Raw genomic sequence first — 22,427 nt, 5'->3', positions numbered from 1 at the left:
CGCCGTATCGGTGGAGTGAGCGGGAACGGGTGGGGCGGGGCCCGCCGCGGCCGGGGCCCATCGACGGGCCGCCCCCAGCTCCCAGCTCCCAGCTCCCAGGAAACCCGGCAGGTTCGACGCGTCCCAACGATCCCGGCCGGCCCGGCGTACCCAGCTCGACCAACCCGAGAAGGCCATGCAGCCGCGCACCTCACCCCCCTCCTACTCACCGACGCCGGGCACCCTCCCCGACGCCGGCTTCCCACCTGACCGCCTTTCCCTCAGCCCTCCTTCACCCGGCGGCCTCCCGTCCCTCTCCGCCGAGCGGATCGCCGCCGGTGTGCGTGGAGGGGAGTTCCGGGCCGTCGAGGTCGTCGCGGCGGCGCTCGCCCGGATCGAGCGGGTCGAGCCGGTGCTGTGCGCGTTCGTCGAGGTGTGGGCGGAGGAGGCCTTGGCGTGGGCGGGGGAGGTGGATGCGCGGGTCGCCGGGGGTGAGTGGTTGCCGTTGGCCGGGGTGCCGATCGGGGTGAAGGGGCGCAACGGGCGGCGTACGGCGGCGGCGCGGGCGCTGGTCGCGGCCGGGTGCGTGCCCGTGGGGGCGACGTCGGTGCCCGGCCCCGGTACGCCCTGGCAGACCTGGGGCCAAGGGTCCGGCGGCCGGACCGTCAACCCCTGGCGGGCCGACCGGACGCCGGGCGGCTCCTCGGCCGGGTCCGCGGCGGCGGTGGCCGCGGGCCTGGTGCCGATGGCGACCGGCTCGGACGGCGCCGGCTCGGTCCGTATCCCGGCCGCGTGGTGCGGCGTGGTCGGCCTGAAGACCACGAACGGCCACCTGCCGTCCCCCGACCGCACCGGCCTCGCCGCCCCCGGCGTCCTCACCCGCCACGCCTCGGACGCGACGGCGTACTGGCGCTGCGTGGCGGCGGCGGACGCCTCACAGGGCCCGGCGGACGGGGGCGAGGGAAACACCGGTCGGGAAGGCCTGGGCCGAGGGGCAGTCAGCGGGAGCGCCGTCAGCGGGAGCAGGGAGGAGCACAGCGGCCGACGCGGCCGACAGACGCCGGTCTCGGCCGGGACGGCCGGAACCGGGGCGACCGAAGCGGCCGGGACGGCCGGGACGGCCGGGACGGCCGGGACGGCCGGAGCGACCCGTACGGCTGGGATCGGCGCCGCGCACCCGACCCGCGCGGCCGAGGCACGCGCGGTCGAGGCACGCGCGGCCCGAGCGAGCGATGCCCAGGAGCCGGCCCGCCTCGCTGAATCAACCCGCCCGGCCCGGCCCGAGTCAACGCCCTCAGCGACCCCGACCACACCCCCGTCGGCCGACCGTCTCCCGGCCCCCGACCACGCCCCGTCCCCGCCCCACGCCCCTTCTCCGCCCCTCGCCGTCTGGTCCGCCGACCTCGGCTTCGCCGATATCGATTCCGGACCCGCCGCGATCGCCCATGACGCCGTGCTGCGGCTCGCGGACGCGGGTGTCGTACGGCTGCTCGTGCGGCGAACGGACGACACCCTGTGCCTGCGGGACCCGGCCCCGGCCTGGCTCGCCCTCCGCGCCACGCCGGCACCGGACACCGACCCGCGCGCCGCCCAGGACCTCCGCGCCGAGAACGACCGGCGGCTCGCCGCGCTCTTCGCCGAGGCCGATCTGATCCTGACCCCGACCACACCCAACGCCCCGCACGGCCACGAAGGCCCCGGCGACCGCTACTCCACGTCCCTCACCTGGGCGTTCAACCTCAGCGGTCACCCGGCGATGAGCATCCCGGCCGGTGTCGACCCCGACGGCTGCCCGGTCGGGCTGCAGTTGGTGGCCCGGCACGGCGAGGAGGAGCTGCTGCTGCGCGTGGCCGAGGCCGCCGAAGCGGTCCACGCCCCGTCGGCGTGACACCCCCGACACCCCCTCAACATCGCATGCGTGCGCATATATTGCCCATGCATGTAATCAGCGTGCGCCGCGCACCCGCAGCACACCCGCAGCACCGCGTACCCGCCTCGCACCCGCGTACCCGCATCCCCAGGGGGTACCCCATGACCCGCCGCTTTCTCTGCGTGCTCGGCAGCAGTCGGCCGGGCGGTAATTCCGAGATGCTGGCCGGCGCGGCGGCCGAGCAGTTGCCCGAGGGGGTCGAGCAGCGCTGGCTGGATCTCGCGGAGCATCCGTTGCCGGACTTCGAGGACCTGCGGCACGACAGTGACCATGTACGGCCGGCGGGCGACAACCGGGCACTGCTGCTGGACGCCACGCTCGCCGCCACGGACCTCGTGATCGTGTCGCCGCTGTACTGGTACTCCGTGTCGGCCCACGTGAAGCGCTATCTCGACCACTGGTCGGGCTGGCTGCGCACCCCCGGGCTCGACTTCAAGAAGAACATGGCCGGCCGCACCCTCCGGGGTGTCACCGCGCTCGCCCACTACGAGGAGGAGATCGCCGAGCCCCTCATCGGCACGCTCAACCACTCCGCCGCGTACATGGGCATGCTCCCCCACTGCCTCAAGGGCGTGGGAGGTACCCCCATCGGCGGAGTGCTGCTGGGCAACGGCAGCAAGCCCGGTGACGTACTCCGGGACACGGCCGCCCTGACCCGCGCGAAGACGTTCCTCACCGAGCCCCGGGAAGCGCCGTTCGCCCGCTTCCCCTACGACTCCGACGAGGCCGCCGCCAGAGCGCGCCACTGAGCGCGCCCCTGAGCGTGTCGTGTCACGCCGTGATGTCCTTCGCCGTGAACCTCGCCCACGCCGCCGATCCGAACACCGCCGCGTACAGGGCCTGGAGGCCGAAGTTGCGTCGCAGGTCCTCCCAGTAGACCGGCTCGCGCATGAGGTCGGCGAAGGAGAGCCAGTAGTGGGAGAAGAAGTACGGGTGGAGGGCGTCGAGCTGCGGGATCTGGTCGAGGATCTGCACGGTGATGAGGAGCCCCACCGTGGTGGCCATCGCGGCGATACCGCTGTTGGTGAGGGTGGAGACGAACAGCCCGAGGGCCGCGATCCCGATCAGTGACGCGGCCACCGCCAGCGCGATCAGCAGCGCCCGCCACAGTCCCTCGGCGAAGCCGATCCGGGTGCCGGAGATCGTCGTCAGATCCCCGAGCGGGAACAGCAACGCCCCCACCGCCAGCGCGGAGGCCGCCACGACGAGGGTCGCGACCAGGCAGAACGTCATGACCGTCGCGTACTTGGTGAGCAGCAGCCGGGTCCGGCCTGCGGGCGAGACCAGCAGATAGCGGAGCGTGCCCGCGTTCGCCTCGCCCGCGATCGCGTCCCCGGCGATCACACCGACGGCCATCGGCAGGAAGAAGGGGAGCGTCGCGGCCAGGGCCGTGAAGACGAGGAACAGCCCGTTGTTGGTGATCTGCGCGATGAACGCGGGCCCGCCACCACCGCCGCCCCCACCGCCCGGTCCGCCGCCCGCCGACGAGCCGTCACCCGTCTCGATCCACACCGCGAGCCCGACCAGGATCGGCACCGCCGCGAGCACGGCCAGCAGCGCGATGGTCCGCCAGCGCCGGAAGGTCGTCAGCAGTTCGTTGCGGAACAGCCCGAAGGTCCACACGAGGCTCGGTTCCCGGGCCGCCACCACCCCGGCCGTCCCGGTCGCCCTACTTACCTCGCCCGCCTCGGTCGTCTCAGCCCGCGACATCGAAACCCTCCCCCGTGAGCGCCACGAACGCGTCCTCCAGGGAGGCGCGTTCGAGGGCGAAGCCACGGACCCGGACGCCCGCGGTGACCAGTGCGGCGTTGAGTTCGGCGAGGTCGCGGTCGGGTGGTGGCGGTTCGGCGGTCACGCGGTCCCCCTCCGTGACGACCACGTCCCCGACGCCCTGTTCCTTGAGCACCCGGGCCGCGTCCGCGAGGTCGGGGGTGATGACGACCAGCCGGCCCCGCGCGCCGGCGGCTAGTTCGGCCACCGGGCCCTGGGTGAGGAGCCGGCCCTTCGCCATGACGGCCACATCGGTGCACACCTGCTCGATCTCGTCGAGGAGATGCGAGGAGAGGAAGACGGTGGTGCCGTCGGACGCCAACTCCCGTACCAGGGAACGGATTTCACGCATCCCCTGTGGGTCGAGCCCGTTCGTCGGCTCGTCGAGGACGAGGAGACGGCGCGGCTGGAGCAGGGCCGCCGCGAGGCCCAGCCGCTGTTTCATGCCCAGCGAGTACGCCTTCGCCTTCTTGCCCGCGGCTGCCGCGAGCCCCACCCGGTCGAGCGCGGCGGCGACCCGCGTACGCCGGGTGCGCGGGTCGGCGGTCGGGTCGGCGGAGTCGTAGCGCAGCAGGTTGTCGCGGCCGGAGAGGAACCCGTACAGCGCGGGGCCCTCGATGAGCGCGCCCACGTGCGGGAGGACGGTCCGGGTGGAGCGCGGCATGGGCAGGCCGAGGACCTGCGCGGTGCCCGAGGTCGGCTCGATCAGGCCCATCAGCATGCGGATGGTGGTGGTCTTGCCCGAGCCGTTCGGGCCGAGGAAGCCGAAGACGCTGCCGCTGGGAACCGTGAGTTCCAGATGGTCCACGGCGACCTGGCCGCCGCGGAAGGTCTTGGTCAGCCCCTGGGTGTGGATGGCCGCGTCGCTCATGACTCCCCTCGGGTACGGCCGGTCGGCCGGAACGGCCATCTCGCCGCCCCGGCCCACCGATCGGTCCTGCTGCTCCCTGCCGCTTCCCTGTCGCTGTCCGCCCGCGGCTGCCTCGCTGCCGCTACTTCGCCGCGTCGGCCGCCTTCACCAGCGCGTCCTTGGTGACGGCACCCGCGTACACCTTGCCGTCGTCGGTGAAGAGGACGTTGACGAGCCGGGTCTTGAAGACCGTACCCGAGCCGAAGTCGCCCTTGACCTGGTCGCCGAGGGAGTTCAGGAATCCGTCGACCCGGGCGTCGCCGGACGAGTCGCCGCCGGTGGGCAGGCCGCCCTCGGCGCCGCTGTCGAACACGGCGACGGTGCTCCAGCCCTTGCCGATGGTCTTCAGCCCGTCGAGCCCGCTCGCGAACTCCTCCTCGGACGCCCCGGAGCCCTTCGGCCCCTTGCCGTCCTCGGACGCCCCGCCCTTGCCGGGACCCTCGAACGTGGAGTCGCCGGACCCGGACTCGTGGTGGCCCGACTTCTCGACCTCGTCGGCCTCGGTGACCTTCGCGCCCTTCGGCGGGGTGAAGTCGAACGTCGAGGCGCTCGGCTTGCCGAAGTCGACCTTCGTGAAGCCCGCGTCCACGACGGCCGCGCCGCCGCTCGCCGGGGTGAGCGTGAACTTCAGCGGCAGCCCCGTCTTCTCGTCGACGGCGATCGAGATCGCGCCGACCGTCGAACCGGACTGCTTGGGCTTGATCACCAGCTTGTACGCGTCCCGCCCGGCGATCCGCGCGGTCCCGTCGACGGTCACGGACGTGGTGTCGTCGACGGCCTTCAGGGCCTCCTCGGCGAGCTGCTGAGGTGTGGCGGGCACATCCTCCGGCCCCTGCCGGTCCTTGCCCTCGCCGCCCTTGTCCTTGCCCTTGCCCTCGCCCTCGCCGTCGGGGCCGGCCTCGGTCGCGTGGTAGACCTCGTTCGAGGCGCTGTCGTACGCCCACAGCTCGTCGCCGTTGTGGATGACGCTGTACTCGGCGGCCTCGTCCAGCAGCGACAGCTTCTGCTTGTCGGGGCCGTCGGTGGCGACCCTCAGCGTGTGGGTGCCGGTGGCGAGTTCGAGGAGCTTGGCGGAGGGGTCGGCGGCCGATCCGCCGTCACCCCCGGAGGGCGCCTGCGAGGCCAGGCCGCCCGTGAGACCGCCCAGGTCGGGCAGGCCCAGATCCGTGGTGATCTTCACCGTGCCGGACACCTGCTGGACGTCCGAGGCGGCGATCTTCTCGATGAGTTCCTGTGCGCTGATCTTCGGCAGATCGGGGTCACCGGAGCCGGCGAAGGCCGGGACGAGCCCGATGGTCGCGGCCGCCAAGCCCAGCACGGTGACCGGGACGACGTACCGCGCGGCCCTGCGTCGCCGTGCCGAGCGCATCTCCTCGGCCTCGGCCGCGAGCGCGGCGGCGTCGCCGGACCGGGCGCTGTCGTCGGTTTCGTACGGTGCCATGTGTGCCTTACCTCCGTCGTCGGCGGCGGCGTCTGGTCGGTAGCCGCCATTCTCACCCGAATCGGTGAGGAGTGGTGATACCCATCTGACCAAATCGGCCGCCATGAATCGTCAGACTCGGGACTCAACTCCGTGTACTGCTACGGGATGACATGACGGGGCGGTACCTCCCCCCGACCCGTAGGGGTCGCCGGGGGGAGACACCGCCGATCGAACAGCCTCTCTAGTTGTGGAGGGCGTTGCCGGCGTTGATGAACACGTGGTCGGCCTGGTACGGGACGCCGACGATCGTGCCCGGTGCGCAGGAGCCGGCCGGTGCCACGCCGCCGACGGTGTTGAGCCGGAGGATCTCGGCGGTGTTCGCCAGCAGCCCGCGGTGCTTGCCGGACTGCGTGGCCCTGAGGTCCAGTTCGGGGATGTTGCCGTCGCCGTTGGGCGACTTGGAGATGAGGGAGCCGGTGACGGCGCTGCGGTCGGGCGCGATCCACTGCGGGGTACCGCAGCCGGGCTTCACGAAGGAGTGCGCGATACGGCCGCCGAGCACGGCGGAGACGTCCCGCTGGACGAAGGCGTAGCCGCCGCCCTCGGCCTTCTCGCACTCGTAGATCCGCTTGCCCCGGACCACGGACGCCTGGAAGTTGCGCAGGGCGTACCGGAAGTCGAAGTCGGTCGTCACCTTGTGGAACTGGCCGCGGACGGCCCCGCCCGGGAACTGGGCGGTGTGCAGGTTGGCGGCGAGGACGGTCCCGCCCCGCCCGGTGCCGGCACCGCCGAAGAGGCCGCCGCCCGCACCCGTGTGCCCGCCGTGCCGTACGGCGATCTCCTGCCCGCCGCCCCCGCGGCTGCCGCTGTCGGCGACCGCCGGGATCACGGCGGCGGCGACACCGGCCGCGGTGGCCACCGCGATGCCGGAGACGATCAGACCCTTACGACGCGAGGCGTATGCAATGAAAGATCCCATGATTCCGTTTTCTCCCCGTAACTCAGCTAACGCCCCCCGCGTCAGCTTCCGGGCGTTGATACGGAGTGGATCTGAATCTGGACTCAGTCCAAGGAAGTGATCTGGGTCACACAACAAATCGGGCCCGCCCCCAGATTGCGGACGGGCCCGGGGAGTCGGGGCGCCTGAGGTCCCTGAGGTCCCTGAGGTGTCTAACCGGCGCGGTGGACCACCGCGTCGCACAGCTCCACGAGCGCCGCCTTCGCGTCGCACTCGGGCAGCGGTGCCAGCGTGGCCCGCGCCTCCTCCGCGTAGCGGATGGTGTCGCGGCGGGCCTGCTCCAGGGCGGGGTGGACGCGCAGCCGGGCCAGCGCCTCGGCGTGCCGGGCGTCGTCGGTGAGGTCGGAGTCGAGCAGTTCGCACAGGGCGATGTCGTCCGGCAGCCCGAGCCGGCCGGCCTGCTCGCGCAGCCGCAGCACCGGCATGGTCGGCACGCCCTCACGCAGATCCGTGCCCGGTGTCTTGCCGGACTCGTGCGTGTCGGAGGCGATGTCGAGGAAGTCGTCCGCGAGCTGGAAGGCGATGCCGAGCCGCTCGCCGTACTGGGTCAGCACATCGACGACCGTCTCGTCGGCGCCCGCCATCAGCGCGCCGAGACGTCCGGCGACCGCGACCAGCGAGCCGGTCTTGCCGCCCAGCACATCGAGGTAGTGCTCGATCGGGTCGCGTCCGTCGCGCGGTCCGGCGGTCTCCAGGATCTGTCCGGTGACCAGCCGTTCGAACGCCTCGGCCTGGATGCGGACGGCGTCGGGGCCGAGGTCGGCGAGGACGTGCGAGGCGCGGGCGAACAGGAAGTCACCCGTGAGCACGGCAAGGGAGTTGCCCCAGCGGGCGTTGGCGCTCGGCACGCCCCGGCGCACCTCGGCCTCGTCCATCACGTCGTCGTGGTACAGCGTCGCGAGATGCGTCAGCTCGACCACCACCGCCGAGGGCACGACACCCGGCGCGTACGGGTCGCCGAACTGTGCCGCGAGCATCACCAGCAGCGGCCGGAACCGCTTCCCGCCGGCCCGCAGCAGATGCTGGGCGGCCTCCTGGATGAAGGGGACCTCGCTCTTGGTCGCCTCCAGCAGACCTGCCTCGACGGCCGCCATTCCGGCCTGGACATCGGCTTCGAGAGCCTGGTCCCGCGCGCTCAGCCCAAACGGCTCGACGACGGTCACGAGGGTTCTCCTGTCTGCTGACGCCTACTGACGGTCACACGGTCACATGGTCGGTCACGCGGTCGGTCCGGGTCGCTCTCACGGTCGATGACAAAGTTTGTCGATCTGTCGCCGTCATCACCCGAGTCAGCGTATCCGGTCACCTTTCGATCACCACGAGCGCCCACGCGTCCAGGCGCGTACGGCATCCGCGCGAGGCCCGCCCCGGGTACCCGTCCGTCGCCCGGGGACGCCCGTGAACAGCGGGACCGAGTTGCCCTATTTGCCGCATACTCTTCATTTCATCCGACTCCTCCCGTGAGTTGAGTCACCCGCTCCGCACGGCCCACCCCTCCGCCACAGCGGCGACTTTCCCTTTGCGGTAGGCAAGTTGACCCGGAAATCAACATCGCCAATTGCCACCGAATCACACCAAACTCAAGGTCAACTAGACCAAACCGCCAAACCAGGACTTGTTCGGATCGTGTGCTCTCGCATACGTTCACACCTCGTCCGGACGGACCGCCGAATCCTGCCGCCGCCCCGGACTCCCCACCCATCACCACTCATCCACGCACGGCAGGAGCGGGGGACCCAGGTAGGCGCCGGTCCGAGATTTCCCCACCGGACCGGCTCGGGGTGAAGCCACACGCAGTACGCCCAGCGGACGCGGCACGCACAGCGACCGCCGGGACGACGCGCGTGGCCGGGCATCTCCAGCCCGAACCCGACAGCTCACCTCGCAGGCGACGGAGAGGAATCCGCCATGCCCGCACGAGGCAAACACCGTCGTACCACCAGAAGGAACGCGCTGACCCGTGGCATCGTCGCCGCCGGAACGGGCGGGGCCGCGCTGGCCCTCCCGCTCACGGTCGCCACGACCGCGAGCGCCGCCACCCCGGCCCAGGCCGCCACCTCCGTCCAGGCGGCCCCGCAGTCGGCGCCGGCCGCGGCGAAGGCCAAGTCCACGACGTACACCGTGGTCTCCGGGGACACGCTGTCCTCCATCGCCCGCGCGCACCACACCAAGGGCGGCTGGCAGCGGCTCTACAAGGACAACCGCGCGGCCGTCGGCGACAACCCGGCGCTGATCCGTCCGGGCCTGAAGCTGAAGCTGAACGGCGCGAAGGCGGCCACCGCCTCGAAGGCGTCGACCACGAAGGCCGCCGGGACCGCCACGGCCACCCAGGCCTCGGTCAAGACATACGCGAACAACCTCGACGGCTGGATCCGCGAGTCGCTGGACATCATGGCGCAAAAGGGAATTCCCGGGACGTACGACGGGATCTACCGCAACATCATCCGGGAGTCCTCGGGCAACCCGAACGCCATCAACAACTGGGACTCCAACGCCGCCGCGGGCACCCCGTCGAAGGGCCTGCTCCAGGTCATCGACCCGACCTTCGCCGCGTACCACGTCTCCGGCACCCCGTACGACCCGTACGACCCGGTCGCCAACATCACCGCGGCGTGCAACTACGCCGCCGACCGGTACGGCTCGATCGACAACGTGTTCGGCGCGTACTGAGCCCCACAGGCTCGGCATCGCTCCGAATCGCTCCACAGCGCTCCACACTCGTTCCCCTGGGCCGGCGGGCCCAGGGGAACGTCTGTTCAGCGGAACAGCCGGTCCAGCACCACCGCGATCCCGTCGTCCTCGTTGGAGAGGGTCACCTCGTCGGCGACGGCCTTGAGTTCGGGGTGGGCGTTGGCCATCGCGACCCCGTGCGCGGCCCAGTCGAACATCGGGATGTCGTTGGGCATGTCCCCGAAGGCGATGGTCCGCTCCGCGGTCAGCCCGAGATGATCGGCGGCCAGGGCGAGCCCCGTGGCCTTGGTGATGCCGCATGGCTGGAGTTCGACGGTGCCGGGCCCCGACATGGTGACCGTCGCCAGCGAACCCACCGCCATCCGGGCCGCGGAGGCCAACTCGTCGTCCGACAGATACGGATGGCGCAGCAGCACCTTGCTGATCGGCTCGCACCACAGGTCGTCCCGGCGCGGTACGCGTACGGCGGGCAGCGTGGGGTGCGGCATCAGATAGCCCGGCTCGATCAGGGTGAGGCCGTCGACCCCGTCCTGGTCCACGGCGGCGTACACCTGTCCGACCTCCGCCTCGATCTTGCCGAGCGCGGTCTCGGCGAGATCCCTGTCCAGGGTGACGGACCACAGCAGCCGGTCCGCGCCGGGGTCGTACAACTGCGCGCCCTGTCCGCACACCGCGAGCCCCCTGCTGCCGAGGTCGTCGAAGAGGGGGCGCACTCTCGGCGCCGGCCGTCCCGTCACCACGAGGTGCTGAGCACCGGCCTCCGTGGCCCGTGCCAGCGCGGCGAGGGACCGGTCGGAGAGTGTGTCGTCACTGCGCAGGAGCGTTCCGTCCAGGTCAGTGGCGATGAGTGAATATGCGGTGGGAGCGGCCATGATCAGAGAATACGGATGCCACGCCCCATCGGTTCGACGCGAACCGGACGCCGTCCGGCACCCCGACCGCCCCGCACGTCCCGTACGTCAACATGCTTTGCCCGAACGGGGGTTCAGCGAGGCGGAGGGGTCACTGTCCGGGTGCGGGTCCGGTGGGGGCTGGTCGCGCAGTTCCCCGCGCCCCTGGGCAACCCGGGCTCACCCGTGCGCCACAGCCAGATGCCGAGCCAACCGGGGCGAGGCGAACTCCGTCCCGCACACGAACCGCATCACCGGCCCGTACGACGCCGCCGCCGGCAACCCCGTGAAGTACAGCCCCGGTATCGACGACCGGAACCCCGCCCCCAGCACCGGCGTCCCCCGGCTCACCCCCAACTCCGTACGCAGCTCGTGCCCCAGGAACCCCATCGCCCCGAGGTCCACCCGATACCCGGTCGCCGCGATCACATGGTCCGCGCCCAACTCCCCCGTACGCCCGTCCTGTTCACGCACCACCACATGCGGACGCCCGTCGATGACCCCGGCGCGCACCACCCGCGCCACCTCCCGCGCCTCGACCCGCCCCTCGAACCGCTCGCGCAACCACCAGGCGCCGAGCGGCCCGAGCACCCGGCGGACCAGATGGTGCCGGGTGGCGGCGGGCAGATACCGGTACGGGTGCGGGTAGTAGCTGAGCGCCCACAGCGACCAGGCCCGCCCGAACGGCGACTCGGGGCGCAGCCTCGGCTGCTTCCACGGGGGCGCGCCGAACGCCACGGCCCCCCGGCCGCGCGCGACCACCCGCACCCGCGCGCCGGCCTCGGCCGCCAGGACCGCCGTCTCCAGCGCGGACTGTCCCGCGCCGACCACGATCAGGTCCTTGCCCTTGAACCGGTCCAGCTCGGCGTGCTGGGAGCTGTGCGAGACGGGCCCCGTGGGGGTGGGTCCGTCCACGGCCGCGCCCGCCAGTTCGGCCGGCAGATGCGCCAGCCCGAACAGCCCGCTCGCCACGACGACGGCCCGTGCCGCGAACAACTCCCCCGAGTCCAGCTTCAGTTCGAAGCCGCCGCCCTTGTTCCGGTCCACGGACACCACCCGTACCCGCTCCAGCTCGGGCACGAGCCGCTGCTGGAACCACTCCCCGTAGGCGATGAAGGTCTCGACGGGGATGATGTCCTCGTCCGTCACCAGCCGCCGGATCCCCGCCGCGTCGCAGTAGTCGGCGAGGGTGTGACCGGGCTGCGGGGCGTCGATGTTCGATGCCGCCGGGGTCGACTTGAGAAGCATTCCGGCGGGCATGTTGTCCCGCCAGCTCACCATGGGTTCACCGAAGACACGGACCGGAATGCCGTGCGCGCGCAGATGCGCGGCGGTCGACAGACCGAACGGCCCGGCACCGATGACTGCTACCGGTTGAATCACGAAGTCCCTCCCAGGACGCGTCTTGCCTACTTCGTGTGCCTTTCCCGCTGCTTGCACGCCGCGCGTGTACGGCTAGGGCCGCACACGCCCGTTGCCGAGGCGGTTGGTCCGCCACAGGTGGTACAGATGCTTCGCGCCCGGCCGTACGAAGCGCGCGAGCATCGTGAGGAACGGCAGCGGGTCGTCGCCCGCGAGCCACGCCAGCTCCGTACCGCTCGCGCGCGCCGGCGCGTGCGGCGTGGTGTATCCGCTGCGCCGGTAGGCGAGCAGCGCCGGCAGATCGATGTTCTCCACGATGTACCGGCGCCCGGCGAGCTGTTCCCCCTCCGGCACCGGCCGTCCGGTGAGATCGAGGTGCATGGCGCGGACGACGTCGATGCCGGCCTCGTTCTCGAACAGACGGAACTGCGCGCCCATCCGGGGGTTGAAGTCGAGCAGCTTGTACCGCCCGTCCCGCCGGTCGAAGCGCAGGTCGAGGTCGATGACACCGGCGAACCCGATCTGTTTGATGAACCGGGCGGCGATGTCCGCGAGTTCGGGGTTGTCGACGACGTACGCGTTCGCCGTCATCCCCGCGTGCGGCGGCCACGACCGCACCTTGACCCCGGTGAACATCGCGCGCGGTGCGGAGTCCGCGTCGAAGTAGGCGTGCACGATCCAGTCCTCGGCGTCCTCCCGGGGCAGATACTCCTGGAGGATCACCCCGGGGCGGTCGCCCCAGCCGCGGGCCAGCCGCAGCAGCCCCTCCCGGTCGGCGATGCGGGTCGTGCCGTTCACCGCGGGCTGCCTGCGCCGCTCGAACGCCTCCCGGTTCTTGGCCACCACCGGGAAGCGGGCCCGCTCCGCGAACCGTTCGACCTCGTCGTACGACTGCGGGAACGAGCTGGTGGGGCTGGCGATGCCGTGTTCCACGCACAGTTCGTGGAGCCCCTGTTTGCTGGCGAGGCGGCGCGGGAGCTTCCCGTCGACGCGTGGGAAGAGGAACCGGGTCGCCAGTTCCTCCTGGTGCTCGGCGATGAGCACCGCGGCTTCCTCGTCGGTCGGTATGAGCACGGCGGGACGGCCGATCCGCCGCCCGATGCGCAGCAGGCCCTCCACCAACCACTCGGGCTCCTCCGTCCCGGTGGTCGGCCATACGAACGCGCGCCGCAGATAGCGCGAGACGGCGGCCGGTGTGTACCGGTCCTCCGTGATCGCGTACATCGGCACTCCGAGCCGCCCCAGGCTGCGGATGGCTCCGACGCCGCCATGGTGCAGCGGATAGTCGCCGAGCTTCACCACGAGCCCCGGAACGCTTCGGTCCGCCTGTACCGGCGCACCCCAAGTACCCCTGGCCACGGGTCCCCCCACGTGTCCCCCCTACCGGACGGACCCACCCCGTCCGCGTCCCCCAGAGGACGCTAAGCCGGAACCTTTCCTTCCGACCCTCCCCTATCAGGACATTACGAACTCTTTAGACACTCCCCGATCTCCGCGCCTCCCCGTAACGTGTGCCGCGACCAGAGGAACGACGGAACGCACGAGAGCGAGGCACCACCCGATGCCCCCCTTCGATGTCCCCGAAGGCGATCCCTTCGCCGTCCCCGAGGGCCACCCCTTCGCCGTCCCGGAGGGCCATCCCTTCGGCCCGCACAACCTCCCCTACGGCGTGTTCTCCGCCGCCGGTTCCGACGCCCGTACGGTCGGGGTCCGTCTCGGGGACCATGTCCTGGACGCCGCCGCGGCGGCCCACGCCCTCGGTTCCCCGTACGCCGCGCTGCTCGCCCACCCGACGCTGAACCCCCTGCTGGCGGCGGGGCGCACGGCCTGGTCGGACCTGCGCCGGGCGCTCACGGCTTGGCTGACGGTGCCCTCGCACCGGGAGACGATCGCCCCGCACTTCCACCCGCTGTCCGCCGTGACCCTCCATCTGCCCTTCGAGGTCGCCGACTACGTCGACTTCTACGCCTCCGAGAACCACGCGCGGAACGTGGGGCGGATCTTCCGCCCCGACTCCCCGGACCCGCTGACCCCCAACTGGAAGCATCTGCCCATCGGTTACCACGGCCGGTCCGGCACGGTCGTGGTGTCCGGCACGGAGGTGGTACGGCCGTCCGGGCAGCGCAAGGCACCCGCCGACCCGGCGCCGGTCTTCGGCCCGTCCGTCCGTCTGGACATCGAGGCGGAGGTCGGCTTCGTGGTGGGGACGCCCTCCGAGCAGGGCCGTCCGGTGGGGCTGGGGGAGTTCCGCGACCACGTCTTCGGGATCTGCCTCCTCAACGACTGGTCGGCGCGCGACCTCCAGGCCTGGGAGTACGTCCCCCTCGGCCCCTTCCTCGGCAAGTCCTTCGCCACCTCCGTCTCGGCCTGGATCACACCGCTGGACGCGCTGGACGAGGCGCGGGTGGCTCCGCCGGAGCGGACGCACGCGCTGCTGCCCTATCTGGACGACTCGGCGCCGGACGTGGACCCCGGCGGCTACGACCTGCGCATCTCCGTCGCCGTCAACGGGCACGTCGTCTCGGAGCCGCCCTTCACCACGATGTACTGGACCGCCGCGCAACAGCTGGCCCATATGACCGTCAACGGCGCCTCCCTGCGCACGGGCGACCTCTACGGCTCCGGCACGGTCAGCGGGGGCGCCCCCGGCGAACGGGGCTCCCTCCTTGAGCTGACCTGGAACGGACGGGACCCTCTCGACCTCCCGTCGGGCAAGCGGACGTTCCTGGAGGACGGCGACGAGGTGACCCTCACGGCGTGGGCCCCGGGACCGGGCGGGACGCGGGTGGGACTGGGTGAGGTGACGGGGAGGGTGGCCCCCCGGGAGTAGCGCGGGCGCCTGCTCGCCGTAGGGGTGCGGTGTCGTGGGCGGCATGCGGTGCGTCGTGGCTGCTCGCGCGGTTCCCCGCGCCCCTGAAGGGGCGCGGTTGCATCCCAGCCACCGGCACGCCGTTCCCACCCACTGGACACCCCGGTGGCAGATCTTGCTCACACCACCGCGAAACCCCAGCTCAAACCCCTGATCGCCACCACCCCACATGGCGCAACACTCCCGCAACATTCCTTTCCCCACCATCTCGGTATGGTTCGAAACATGCCACCCACCGACCGCATCCGGGACCACGCCGGCCAGGGCGCGACCACCGTCGCCGCCCACCGCGCGCGGCGCCGGCTGCGCGCGGACCAGGCCCGGCAGCTCGCCGATCTCCTCCGCCGCCAACTCCTCACCGACGGCTTCGAGAACGGCACCCTCCCCCACGAGTCCACCCTCGCCACGGACTACCGCGCCACCCGCAACACGGTCCGCGAGGCCCTGGACCTGCTCCGCGCCGAAGGCCTCGTGGAACGCTTCCCCGGCGTGGGCACCGTCGTCGTCGCCCGGAAGTACCCCCACGGCCTCGACCACCTGATGGGCCTCGCGGAAACCCTCCGCGAACACGGCACGGTCACCAACGAGGTCCGCACCATGGGCCCCGCCCCGGCCCCCACCCCCGTGGCCGACCGCCTCCACCTCCCACCCGGCACCGACGTCCTCTACATCGAACGTCTGCGCCGCCTCAACGGCCTCCCCCTCTCGCTCGACCTCACCTACATCCCGCTCGCCCTCGGCACCCTCGACATCGGCACGGCCCTGCTCGGCGCCGATCTGGAGAACACCGATGTCTTCCGTCTGCTGGAGACGATCACCGGCCGCCGTCTGGGCCACGCCGAGATCACCCTGGAGGCGGTGAACGCGGACACCCACTCCGCCGCCGTACTCGAAGCACCCCGCGGCTCGGCCGTACTGATGCTGGAACGCCTCACCCACCTCGCCGACGGCCGCCCCGTCGACCTGGAGTTCATCCGCTTCCGCGGCGACCGCATCACGATGAGCGGCCTGCTGCACCGGTCGTAGCGACCCCGTAGCGACCCCGTAGAGCCCCCTTTCTGTTCCGCCCCTCCCTGGAGACAGCCATGGCTTTGGCGCCCCAGCGGGCCGACGTGCCCGTGACCATCGACGAGTCGAAGTGCATCGACGGCTGCACCCTCTGTGTGGACATGTGCCCGCTGGACTCCCTGGCCATCGACGAGAGCAACGGCAAGGCCTACATGCACGTCGACGAGTGCTGGTACTGCGGCCCGTGCGCGGCCCGCTGTCCCACCGGCGCCGTCACGGTCAACATGCCCTACCTGCTCCGCTGAACGCTCCGGTGAGAGGCCCGAACTCCCATGAAACACAAAGCAGTCGCCACCAGCGCCGCCCTCCTGCTGCCGCTCGCCCTGACCGGCTGCGGCAACGGCGGTGACACCGCGGCGGACGGCGGGACGGTCACCGTCACCGTCGGCTACCAGTCCAAGACCATCAACACCGTCACCGCCGGCACCCTGTTGCGCTCCCTCGGCTACTTCGAGGACGAGCTGAACGCGCTGGGCGGGAAGACCACGTACAAGGTCGACTGGCAGGACTACGCGACCGGCGCCCCCATCACCGCCCAGATGACCGCCGGGAAGATGGACATCGGCTCGATGGGCGACTTCCCGCTGCTGCTCAACGCGGCCCGAGGCAAACAGCTCGGCAAGCCCACCCGGCTGGTCGCGGCCACCGGCTACAACCTGCGCGGCGGCCTCAACACCATCGTCACGGCCCCGGACTCGAAGCTGAGCACGCTGAAGGACCTCAAGGGCAAGAAGGTCTCGACGAGCGTCGGTTCGGCGGCCGACGGCACCCTCGTACGCGCGCTGCGGGACGCCGGTCTCGACGCCGACAAGGACATCGAGAAGCTCAACCAGCAGCCGGCCGTCGGCGCCTCCGCGCTCTCCGGGGGCAGCGCGGACGCGCTGTCGCAGTTCGTGGCGTGGCCGGGTCTGCTGACGTACCAGGGCAAGGCGAAGGCCCTGTACGACGGCGCGCAGCTCGACCTTCCCACCTTCCACGGTGTGACCGCCCGCGAGGACTTCGCGAAGCGGCGCCCGGCCGTGCTGGAGGCCTTCCTCAAGGCCCAGGCCAAGGCCACGGACTATCTCAACGAGCACCCGGTGGAGGCCGCCGAGAAGGTCGCCGACGCCACCGGCCTGCCCGCCGAGGTCGTCTACCTCTACAACGGCGCGCACGGCATCGCGACCTTCGACCCGGCCCTGAAGCCCGCGCTGACCGCCGCCCTGAAGAAGGACGTCCCGATCCTCAAGGCCGCGAAGCTGACGGGCGACGTGGACGTGGACGCCTTCGTCGACGACCGTTACGTCCGCAAGGCGCTCGGCACGGCGGCCTACGACAAGCAGCTCGCCGCCGTCCCCGCCCCGGCGGCCAGCGAGGTCTGGCCCAAGGACGCCACCGAGACGAAGTCCTTCGGGACACCGGCGGAACTGCTCGCCTACGTCGCCGGACACAAGGACGCGATCCGTGCCGCGTACGTCCCCGACGCCACGACCGGCACGCAGTGGTTCGCCGACAAGGCGGTGTGGGTGGCCGACGGGGACCAGCTCCTTCCCTTCGTCGCCCCGGCCACCGCTCGGGCGTACCTCGCCGGACACGACGGCGCCGAGGTCGTCACCTACGCCGCCGCGCTGGAGCGGGCGTCGTGAGCCGCCCCGCCAAAGCCGACGGCCGCCCGCGCACGCGGGCGCCCGGCTCCCGGCCGCCCGCGACCCGCTACGCCCTGCGCGCCCTGTCGCTCGTCACGGCCCTCACCCTCTGGCAGCTGCTGACCGGCCTGGACGTCGACGTCTGGCTGCGGTTCTCGCAGTTCCCCACGGTCACGGACGTCGCGCACGCCTTCGCGGACCGGGTCTCCGGGCCGGACTACTGGACGGACCTGACCGACAGCCTCACCCGCATCCTGACCGGCTTCCTGCTGGCGGCGGTGCTGGGAGTCGCGGTCGGCATCCTGATCGCCCGGTCCCGGCTCGCCGAGGACCTGCTCGGCCCGGTCCTGGAGGTGATCCGCCCGATCCCGGCGATCGCCCTGGTCCCGGTCGCGATCCTGCTCTTCCCCTCGAACGAGCAGGGCATCGTCTTCATCACCTTCACCGCCGCGTTCTTCCCGGTCCTGGTCTCCACCCGGCACGCCGTACGGGCGCTGACCCCGGTGTGGGAGGAGGCCGTCCGCACGATGGGCGGCGGCCGGTGGCGGATCCTCGCCTCCGTCGTCCTGCCTGGCGCGCTGCCGGGCATCTTCGGCGGCCTGTCGGTCGGCATCGGGGTGTCCTGGATCTGTGTGATCTCCGCCGAGATGATCTCCGGCCAGTACGGCGTCGGCTACCGCACCTGGCAGGACTACACCGTCGTCAACTACCCGGGTGTCTTCGTCGGCATGGCCACGATCGGCGTCCTGGGCTGGCTGACGTCGACCGCCGTGGAACTGCTCGGCCGCCGGCTCACCCACTGGCTCCCGCGCACGTCGTACGCCCCCGCCGCGCGCCCCCGGGTGCCCCGGCCCGCGGCGGCACCGGGCGCTCCGGCTTCCGCCACCACCGTCACCACCGTCACCACCACCGCCGAGGCCGAGGAGGCACGTGATGAGCACCTCGTCTGAGACGCGGGCCCAGACCCGTGAGGAGACACCGACGCGCGAGGCGGACGACAAGCTGGCGTACGGCGAGCAGGCGGACGACAAGCTGGCGGACCACAAGCAGGCGGACGAAAAGCAGGCGGACCACAAGCAGGCGGACGGCGAGCAGGCGGACCACAAGCAGGCGGACGGCGAGCAGGCGGACCACAAGCAGGCGGACGGCGAGCAGGCGGACCACAAGCAGGCGGACCACAAGCAGGCGGACGGCGAGCAGGCGGACGGCGAGCAGGCGGACCACAAGCAGGCGCCCGCCGGCGTACGCGGCACGCGCCTCGCGCTCCGGGGCGCCGATCTGGGCCGCCCGGACGCGGTCGCCCTGACCGGCGTCGACCTGGACATCGCCCCCGGTGAGATCCTCACCGTCGTCGGCCCGTCCGGCTGCGGCAAGTCGACCCTGCTGCGCACCCTGGCCGGCCTGCTGCCGCAGCTCGGCGGTGAGATCACCCAGGACGGGAGCCCCCTGACCGGCCCGTCCGCCGAACGCGCCCTCGTCTTCCAGGAGGACGCCCTCCTGCCCTGGCGCACCCTGCGCGCGAACGTCGAACTCCCGCTCGCCATCCGCGGTCTGCCCCGCGCCGCCCGCCGTACCCAGGCGGACGAGTGGCTGACCCGGGTCGGACTCGCCGACCACACCCGGCAGTTGCCGCACCGCGTCTCCGGCGGACAGCGCCAGCGCGCGCAACTGGCCCGCGCCCTCGCCGGGCGTCCCCACGCCGTACTGATGGACGAGCCGTTCGGCGCGCTCGACGCGCAGACCCGGGCCGGGATGCAGGACCTGCTGGTGGAGGTGTTGCGGGGCACGGGCGCCACGGTCGTCTTCGTCACCCATGACGTGGACGAGGCCCTGTTCCTCGGCGACCGCGTGGCCCTCCTCGGCGCCGGCCGGCTGACCGCCGTACGGGACGTCCCGCGCCCCCGGGACCGCGCCGCCCACGACGACCCGGCACGCGTGGCCCTGCGCCGCGACGTCCTGACCTCCCTCAGCAACTGAGTATCTGAAAGGCACCCCGGTGGACACGGTGGAGACCCCCCTCACGATCCCGGCGCTCGCCGACGCCGAGGAACTGACCTGCGACGTCCTCGTCATCGGCGGCGGCACCGCGGGCACGATGGCGGCCCTGACCGCCGCCGAGCACGGCGCGAACGTCCTCCTCCTGGAGAAGGCGCACGTCCGGCACTCGGGCGCCCTCGCCATGGGCATGGACGGCGTCAACAACGCCGTCATCCCCGGCCGCGCCGAACCCGACGACTACGTCGCCGAGATCACCCGCGCCAACGACGGCATCGTCGACCAGTCCACGGTCCGCCAGACCGCCACCCGAGGCTTCGACATGGTCCGGCGGCTGGAGTCGTACGGGGTGAAGTTCGAGAAGGACGAGCACAACGAGTACGCGGTCCGCCAGGTCCACCGCTCCGGCTCGTACGTGCTGCCGATGCCCGAGGGCAAGGACGTCAAGAAGGTCCTCTACCGGCAGCTGCGGCGCCGCGAGATGCGGGAGAGGATCCGCGTCGAGAACCGGGTGATGCCGGTGCGCGTGCTCACGGCGGGCGAGGGAGCGGACCGGAGGGCGGTGGGCGCGGCGGGCTTCAACACCCGCACCGGACAGTTCGTCACGGTCCGCGCGGGCGCGGTCGTCCTCGCGACCGGCGCCTGCGGGCGCCTCGGTCTGCCGGCCTCGGGCTACCTCTACGGCACGTACGAGAACCCCACCAACGCGGGCGACGGCTACGCCATGGCGTATCACGCGGGCGCCGAACTCACCGGCATCGAGTGCTTCCAGATCAACCCGCTCATCAAGGACTACAACGGCCCCGCCTGCGCCTACGTCGCCAACCCCTTCGGCGGCTACCAGGTCAACCGGCACGGCGAACGCTTCGTCGACTCCGACTACTGGTCCGGCCAGATGATGGCCGAGTTCGCCGCCGAGATCGCCTCCGACCGCGCCCCCGTCTATCTGAAGCTGAGCCACCTCCCGGAGGAGTCCGTCGCGGCCCTCGAATCGATCCTGCACACGACGGAACGCCCCACGCGCGGCACCTTCCACTCCGGCCGGGGCCACGACTACCGCACCCACGACATCGAGATGCACATCTCGGAGATCGGCCTGTGCGGCGGCCACTCCGCCTCGGGTGTCCGCGTCGACGACCAGGCCCGTACGACCGTGCCCCGCCTCTACGCCGCCGGTGACCTCGCCTGCGTCCCGCACAACTACATGATCGGCGCCTTCGTCTTCGGCGACCTCGCGGGCGCGGACGCCTCCCGATACTCCCCGTACGAGGGCGAGTTGCCGGAAAGCCAGCTCCGCGACGCGCACGAGCTGATCTACCGCCCGCTGCGCAACCCGGACGGGCCCCCGCAGCCCCAGGTCGAGTACAAGCTCCGCCGCTTCGTCAACGACTACGTGGCGCCCCCGAAGTCCGGCTCCCGCCTCTCCCTCGCCCTCAACGCGTTCGAGCGCATGCGCGACGACATCGCCGGGATGGGCGCCCGCACCCCGCACGAACTCATGCGCTGCGCCGAGGTCTCCTTCATCCGCGACTGCGCCGAGATGGCCGCCCGCGCCTCCCTGGCCCGCACCGAGTCCCGCTGGGGCCTCTACCACGACCGCCTCGACCACCCCCACCGCGACGACACCTCCTGGTTCCACCACCTCGACCTCCACAAGTCCCCTTCCGGCGCGATGGAGTTCACGGCCCGCCCGGTCGCCCCCTACCTCGTCCCGATCGACGAGTTCACCCCGACCGGCGGCCCCTCCCGCCACCTGGGCGAGATCCACGCGGAGAACGTGGCGACGGCGGGGTCCCGGGACGTTGCCCCGGTGGCGGCGGGAGTGGACGGGGGCACGGGCTCGGGTGCCGCCGCCGGGGCCGGCGCCGATCTGGAGTTGGGGGTGGGGTTGGACTCCCCCCACATCTCCTCCGCCCGCCTCCTCGAACTGGTCGCCCTCGCCGAGGAGCAGCCCGAACTCGACGCCCTGCGCCCCTACTTGGCCGACCCGACGCCGGCCGTCCGCCGCGAAGCCGTCGCCGTGCTCACGGAGACCCTTCCGCCGGGAACCGGCTCCGCCCTCGCCGAGGCGCTCCGCGACGGCGCCGCCGAGGTACGCGCCGCCGCCGCGGCCTCCCTCCGCGAACTCGTCGAGACACTCCCGCCCGAGCCCGCCCTCCGCGACGGCCTGGCCGCCGCCCTGACCGAGCCCGACCCGGTCGTCCGCGCCGCCGCCCTGGACGTCCTGCGCGCCCTGAGCCTCGGCGACACCACCCTGTTCGCCGGCTCCCTGACGGACTCCGACATCACCGTCCGTATCGAGGCCGTGCGTGCCCTCGTCTCGGTCGACGCGGCCACCGAACTCGCCCTCGCGGCGCCCGCCGACCCGTCCCGCGAGGTCCGCGTCACGATCGCCAAGGCCTTGGCGACGATCGCGACGAACGCCCCGGTCCCCCAGCCGCCCGGCCCGGCCACGCTCACCGCCCTCACGACACTCACCGCCGATCCCGACCCCTTGGTGCGCGCCGCCGCCTACGCCGCCCTGGGCGCGGTCGGCTGCCCCCCTCAGCTCGCGCCCCGGGCGGTGTCGGCCCTCTCGGACCCCGCCTGGCAGGTCCGGTCCGGCGCCGCCACCGCCCTCTCCACCGCGCCCACCCCCCTGGCCGTCCCCGCCCTCGCGTCGACCCTCACCGACCCCAACGCCGACGTCCGCAAAGCCACCGTCCTCTCCCTCACCCACCACACCACCTCAGAAGCGGCCCGGACGGCCCTCACCACAGCCACCAAGGACTCCGACGCCGACGTCAGGGCCTACGCGTCCCGGGCACTGTGACTTCACGGAGAGTTCCTCCGGCACTACACGTCGTACGGCTCCCGCCGATGTCAACCATCCGCCCCGTCAACAATGCTGACGGGGC

At 72.1% G+C, this 22,427-nt stretch carries 18 protein-coding genes and 1 pseudogene; 11 read left to right on the top strand and 8 right to left on the bottom strand.

Annotated elements, in window-relative coordinates; all coding sequences use genetic code 11:
* Nucleotides 1-307: 307 nt before the first annotated feature.
* The 3 genes and pseudogenes from F9278_RS48855 to F9278_RS30160 form a co-directional block, all read left to right on the top strand.
* Nucleotides 308-922: pseudogene (locus F9278_RS48855) on the top strand (amidase family protein); the annotation flags it as partial.
* The gene (locus F9278_RS49065; RefSeq protein ID WP_450373566.1) at nt 896-1,867 is read left to right on the top strand and encodes an amidase family protein; all 972 of its coding nucleotides are present in this window, start codon (nt 896-898) and stop codon (nt 1,865-1,867) included. The pseudogene F9278_RS48855 and the gene F9278_RS49065, both read left to right, overlap by 27 nt.
* Nucleotides 1,868-2,010: 143 nt before the next feature.
* Nucleotides 2,011-2,658, top strand: coding sequence for a flavodoxin family protein (locus F9278_RS30160; protein ID WP_152171128.1), 648 nt, complete (start codon nt 2,011-2,013; stop codon nt 2,656-2,658).
* Between the two features lie 22 nt (nt 2,659-2,680).
* Here F9278_RS30160 and F9278_RS30155 read toward each other — a convergent pair whose 3' ends face one another.
* From F9278_RS30155 to F9278_RS30135, 5 genes are all read right to left on the bottom strand, one after another.
* A complete protein-coding gene (locus tag F9278_RS30155) occupies nt 2,681-3,619 on the bottom strand; it encodes an ABC transporter permease (protein ID WP_152171127.1) in 939 nt (312 codons plus the stop codon).
* Nucleotides 3,606-4,550 (bottom strand): ABC transporter ATP-binding protein, encoded by a 945-nt coding sequence (locus tag F9278_RS30150; RefSeq protein ID WP_152171126.1) that lies wholly within the window; start codon nt 4,548-4,550, stop codon nt 3,606-3,608. The genes F9278_RS30155 and F9278_RS30150 overlap by 14 nt, the downstream gene beginning before the upstream one ends.
* Before the next feature lie 121 nt (nt 4,551-4,671).
* Nucleotides 4,672-6,030: a LolA family protein gene (locus F9278_RS30145; protein WP_152171125.1), complete on the bottom strand. Its 1,359-nt coding sequence runs from the start codon at nt 6,028-6,030 to the stop codon at nt 4,672-4,674.
* A gap of 223 nt (nt 6,031-6,253) precedes the next feature.
* Complete coding sequence (locus F9278_RS30140; RefSeq protein ID WP_152171124.1) at nt 6,254-6,991, bottom strand: DUF3455 domain-containing protein; 738 nt, start codon at nt 6,989-6,991, stop codon at nt 6,254-6,256.
* A gap of 191 nt (nt 6,992-7,182) precedes the next feature.
* Nucleotides 7,183-8,193: a polyprenyl synthetase family protein gene (locus F9278_RS30135; protein ID WP_152171123.1), complete on the bottom strand. Its 1,011-nt coding sequence runs from the start codon at nt 8,191-8,193 to the stop codon at nt 7,183-7,185.
* Nucleotides 8,194-8,938: 745 nt separating this feature from the next.
* Here F9278_RS30135 and F9278_RS30130 point away from each other — a divergent pair.
* A complete protein-coding gene (locus tag F9278_RS30130) occupies nt 8,939-9,700 on the top strand; it encodes a LysM peptidoglycan-binding domain-containing protein (RefSeq protein WP_152171122.1) in 762 nt (253 codons plus the stop codon).
* Between the two features lie 86 nt (nt 9,701-9,786).
* Here the strand turns inward: F9278_RS30130 and F9278_RS30125 are convergent, their stop codons facing one another.
* The 3 genes from F9278_RS30125 to F9278_RS30115 form a co-directional block, all read right to left on the bottom strand.
* Nucleotides 9,787-10,593 (bottom strand): HAD family hydrolase, encoded by an 807-nt coding sequence (locus tag F9278_RS30125; protein WP_152171121.1) that lies wholly within the window; start codon nt 10,591-10,593, stop codon nt 9,787-9,789.
* Between the two features lie 198 nt (nt 10,594-10,791).
* A complete protein-coding gene (locus F9278_RS30120; protein ID WP_152171120.1) occupies nt 10,792-11,994 on the bottom strand; it encodes an NAD(P)-binding domain-containing protein in 1,203 nt (400 codons plus the stop codon).
* Between the two features lie 72 nt (nt 11,995-12,066).
* Nucleotides 12,067-13,344, bottom strand: a complete 1,278-nt coding sequence (locus tag F9278_RS30115; RefSeq protein WP_404818958.1) for a carboxylate--amine ligase — start codon at nt 13,342-13,344, stop codon at nt 12,067-12,069.
* 190 nt (nt 13,345-13,534) lie between these two features.
* Between F9278_RS30115 and fahA the strand changes: the two genes are divergently transcribed.
* The 7 genes from fahA to F9278_RS30075 all read left to right on the top strand — a co-directional run bounded on the left by fahA (nt 13,535) and on the right by F9278_RS30075 (nt 22,342).
* Nucleotides 13,535-14,803, top strand: a complete 1,269-nt coding sequence (fahA, locus tag F9278_RS30110) for a fumarylacetoacetase (RefSeq protein WP_152171118.1) — start codon at nt 13,535-13,537, stop codon at nt 14,801-14,803.
* Nucleotides 14,804-15,067: 264 nt separating this feature from the next.
* Nucleotides 15,068-15,868 carry a GntR family transcriptional regulator gene (locus F9278_RS30105; protein WP_152171117.1) on the top strand — a complete coding sequence of 267 codons (801 nt, stop codon included), beginning with the start codon at nt 15,068-15,070 and terminating at the stop codon, nt 15,866-15,868.
* Nucleotides 15,869-15,927: 59 nt separating this feature from the next.
* On the top strand, nt 15,928-16,155 hold the full coding sequence (locus F9278_RS30100) for a 4Fe-4S dicluster domain-containing protein (protein ID WP_030379773.1): 228 nt from the start codon (nt 15,928-15,930) through the stop codon (nt 16,153-16,155).
* Between the two features lie 27 nt (nt 16,156-16,182).
* Nucleotides 16,183-17,535 carry an ABC transporter substrate-binding protein gene (locus tag F9278_RS30095; RefSeq protein WP_152171116.1) on the top strand — a complete coding sequence of 451 codons (1,353 nt, stop codon included), beginning with the start codon at nt 16,183-16,185 and terminating at the stop codon, nt 17,533-17,535.
* Nucleotides 17,532-18,485: an ABC transporter permease gene (locus F9278_RS30090; protein WP_152171115.1), complete on the top strand. Its 954-nt coding sequence runs from the start codon at nt 17,532-17,534 to the stop codon at nt 18,483-18,485. Before F9278_RS30095 ends, F9278_RS30090 begins: the two co-directional genes overlap by 4 nt.
* A 328-nt stretch (nt 18,486-18,813) precedes the next feature.
* Nucleotides 18,814-19,512, top strand: coding sequence for an ABC transporter ATP-binding protein (locus F9278_RS30080; protein ID WP_152174216.1), 699 nt, complete (start codon nt 18,814-18,816; stop codon nt 19,510-19,512).
* A gap of 19 nt (nt 19,513-19,531) precedes the next feature.
* Complete coding sequence (locus F9278_RS30075; RefSeq protein WP_152171114.1) at nt 19,532-22,342, top strand: fumarate reductase/succinate dehydrogenase flavoprotein subunit; 2,811 nt, start codon at nt 19,532-19,534, stop codon at nt 22,340-22,342.
* Nucleotides 22,343-22,427: the final 85 nt, after the last annotated feature.

Origin of the sequence: Streptomyces phaeolivaceus (genome assembly GCF_009184865.1) — a bacterium.
GTDB lineage: Bacteria > Actinomycetota > Actinomycetes > Streptomycetales > Streptomycetaceae > Streptomyces > Streptomyces phaeolivaceus.
Note: the sequence above shows the minus strand (reverse complement) of the source record. Positions and strands in the feature narration are given on the sequence as shown.

Coding starts and splice junctions, on each gene's coding strand:
- F9278_RS30095 (WP_152171116.1), top strand. CDS start 16,183: ATGAAACACAAAGCAGTCGCCACCAGCGCCGCCCTCCTGCTGCCGCTC.
- fahA (WP_152171118.1), top strand. CDS start 13,535: ATGCCCCCCTTCGATGTCCCCGAAGGCGATCCCTTCGCCGTCCCCGAG.
- F9278_RS30140 (WP_152171124.1), bottom strand. CDS start 6,991: ATGGGATCTTTCATTGCATACGCCTCGCGTCGTAAGGGTCTGATCGTC.
- F9278_RS30100 (WP_030379773.1), top strand. CDS start 15,928: ATGGCTTTGGCGCCCCAGCGGGCCGACGTGCCCGTGACCATCGACGAG.
- F9278_RS30150 (WP_152171126.1), bottom strand. CDS start 4,550: ATGAGCGACGCGGCCATCCACACCCAGGGGCTGACCAAGACCTTCCGC.
- F9278_RS30155 (WP_152171127.1), bottom strand. CDS start 3,619: ATGTCGCGGGCTGAGACGACCGAGGCGGGCGAGGTAAGTAGGGCGACC.
- F9278_RS30125 (WP_152171121.1), bottom strand. CDS start 10,593: ATGGCCGCTCCCACCGCATATTCACTCATCGCCACTGACCTGGACGGA.
- F9278_RS30145 (WP_152171125.1), bottom strand. CDS start 6,030: ATGGCACCGTACGAAACCGACGACAGCGCCCGGTCCGGCGACGCCGCC.
- F9278_RS30105 (WP_152171117.1), top strand. CDS start 15,068: ATGCCACCCACCGACCGCATCCGGGACCACGCCGGCCAGGGCGCGACC.
- F9278_RS30160 (WP_152171128.1), top strand. CDS start 2,011: ATGACCCGCCGCTTTCTCTGCGTGCTCGGCAGCAGTCGGCCGGGCGGT.
- F9278_RS30130 (WP_152171122.1), top strand. CDS start 8,939: ATGCCCGCACGAGGCAAACACCGTCGTACCACCAGAAGGAACGCGCTG.